The following is a 2,445-nucleotide window of genomic DNA, read 5'->3' on the forward strand; positions in this document are numbered from 1 at the left end:
AGGGAGAGCTATCATGAACTTTCAAGATGTCATTCTTACTCTGGAAAAATACTGGGCCGCAAAAGGATGCATTATTCAACAACCCTACGACCTGGAAGTGGGCGCCGGAACCTTCAACCCGGCAACTTTTCTCCGCTCCCTGGGACCTGAACCTTTCAATGTCGCCTATGTGGAGCCATCACGTCGGCCGACAGATGGCCGCTATGGAGAAAACCCCAACCGTCTCCAGCATTACTACCAATACCAGGTCATTCTGAAACCCTCGCCCATTGATATTCAGGAACTCTATCTGGACAGTTTGAAAGTTTTGGGAATCGATCCCCTGGCCCATGATATCCGTTTCGTTGAAGACGACTGGGAATCCCCGACTTTAGGAGCCTGGGGACTTGGCTGGGAGGTCTGGCTGGATGGGATGGAAATCACCCAGTTCACCTATTTCCAGCAGGTAGGCGGCTTTGATTTAAAGCCCATTTCCGGTGAAATCACCTATGGGCTGGAACGTATTGCCATGTACCTGCAGGGGGTTGACAACGTTTTCGACCTGCGGTGGAATGATACGATCAAATATGGCCAGATACACCACCAGAGCGAGGTGGAATGGTCCCGCTACAATTTCGAAGAAGCCAATGTTGAGATGCTGCAAAAGCTTTTCGACATGTTCGAAGCCGAAGGTCAGCAACTGGCAGAAAAAAATCTGGTACTGCCACTGTATGACTGCTGTCTCAAATGCTCCCATACCTTTAACATGCTTGATGCCCGGGGAGCCATTTCGGTCACGGAACGAACCAGCTACATCGGCAGAGTCAGGAACCTGGCCAAACTATCGGCGGAAAACTACCTCAAACAACGGGAAGAAATGGGATTTCCGCTGTTGAAAGGTACAAGGTTAAAGGTGTAAGGTTAAAGGCTCCTGAAAGCTTAATATTTCAACTTAACTTCCAACCTGGGAGCCAGGAAAAAGAGGCGGCCGGGCTGTTTCATCACTCCGGCCATTTGCTCTGTCTCTTTCCCGGCACCACAAAAAAGATCAACCCGCCGACTCCCTTTGATGGCCCCACCAGTATCCTGATTCAACACCAGTCGGCCGCTGGACTGCCAGGATATAATCGAACCGTCAGCAGAAAACTCCGGTATTTCAGTCAAAAGGAAAGCAAGCCCTCCGGCAGGAAAGATGGATTTATCGGTGGCAATGCTGCGCCCGGCAGTCAGGGGAATCTGCCAGCAACCCAGAGGCTCCCGGTTCGGCAGTTGCCGGAAAAATACATAGCTGGGATTGGCAGTGAAAATATCGGCAGCCTTTTCCGGGTGCTCCTGGATAAACTTCCTGATCGCCGGCATGGTCACCGCCTCCCGCTCCATGTATCCCTGTCGAATCAACCAGGCACCAATACTGCGATAGGGATGGCCATTGGCAGCCGCGTAGCCCGCCATCATTTCACCGCCATCATCAAGAATTATCCGGCCAGATCCCTGAATATGCAGAAAAAACCGCTCAATATCATCATCCAGCCAGACGAGTTCCAGCTGCCGGCCGTCAAGGATCTTTTCATAATCAATTTCCCGACGACTGAAATAGGGAATAACTTTACGATCGGCCGTTAAACGACCAAAAACCCGGGTTGGCAGCGCCCGCAGTCCGCCAAGATTCATCAACCAGAGCAACAGGATGGAGCTATCCTGCCAGCGTTTCCAGAAGCCGAATTCAGCCAGAGAAATACTGACCAGGTCATCCGGCCGCTGGTAGAGTGGCCAGCGGAAACGCGAACTTTGATGGCGGGAGCCATGCAGCACCGGCAAATAATAACCGGTCACCAGGACTTTTCCCGACTGTGTTCCAGCTCCAGCTTCGAAAACGGAAAAATTGGTCCGCAGATACTGATCCAGTACCAAAGCGGAAACCGGTTTATCAATGAACTGCCGCAGTTGCTGCTGGCTTTTCAACATTTGCCTGACAGTAAACGATTCAGGGCCAAAATTAATAATCATTTCCGGCTCGCGACTGGCTAAAAATTCCAGGTTACGATCTAAAGCCCGCCCCAGAGAATCCAGGGACAAATCGTCAGCAAAAACCGGCTGCGATTTTTTTTCAATCAATGTCAGCGCCCTGGCGGGATCACTGGATGCCTGGAATTTCTGCCATGACAACCATCCCATAGCCAGGCTGACGATAGCGGCCAGCAGGACAAGAACAGCAAACCATAACCAGCGATGACGTTTTATTAAACCAGACATGGGAACCCTTTAGTTTCACCGTAATTCTGCCGATAACAGGACTGTTTAGCATGAAACCAAAGACCGGTCAAACCATCATCAAGTCCGGATAATGGTTGGGGACAGTTTTCAAAACTGTCCCCCATTAATCTTGATTTTTCAGTAAATGAGGTGTATTTTATATCTAAATAAGCGATTAGCTATTAGCCGTTAGCTGTTAGTTTAATGATTAAA

General features: G+C 49.9%; 2 protein-coding genes. One reads left to right on the top strand and one right to left on the bottom strand.

Translation table 11 applies throughout. The features are described 5' to 3' along the window. Window positions 1-13: 13 nt before the first annotated feature. Entirely contained in the window at window positions 14-898 is an 885-nt protein-coding gene (glyQ, locus tag U9P07_10135) for a glycine--tRNA ligase subunit alpha (GenBank protein ID MEA2109763.1), read from the top strand. 20 nt (window positions 899-918) lie between these two features. Here the strand turns inward: glyQ and U9P07_10140 are convergent, their stop codons facing one another. Further along, entirely contained in the window at window positions 919-2,232 is a 1,314-nt protein-coding gene (locus U9P07_10140; protein MEA2109764.1) for an MltA domain-containing protein, read from the bottom strand. Window positions 2,233-2,445: the final 213 nt, after the last annotated feature.

It is taken from the genome of Pseudomonadota bacterium (genome assembly GCA_034660915.1).
In the GTDB taxonomy this organism is placed as follows: Bacteria; Desulfobacterota; Anaeroferrophillalia; order Anaeroferrophillales; family Anaeroferrophillaceae; genus DQWO01.

Bases quoted from the DNA above. Each gene is read 5' to 3' on its own strand.
- glyQ (MEA2109763.1), top strand. From the start codon at position 14: ATGAACTTTCAAGATGTCATTCTTACTCTGGAAAAATACTGGGCCGCA.
- U9P07_10140 (MEA2109764.1), bottom strand. From the start codon at position 2,232: ATGTCTGGTTTAATAAAACGTCATCGCTGGTTATGGTTTGCTGTTCTT.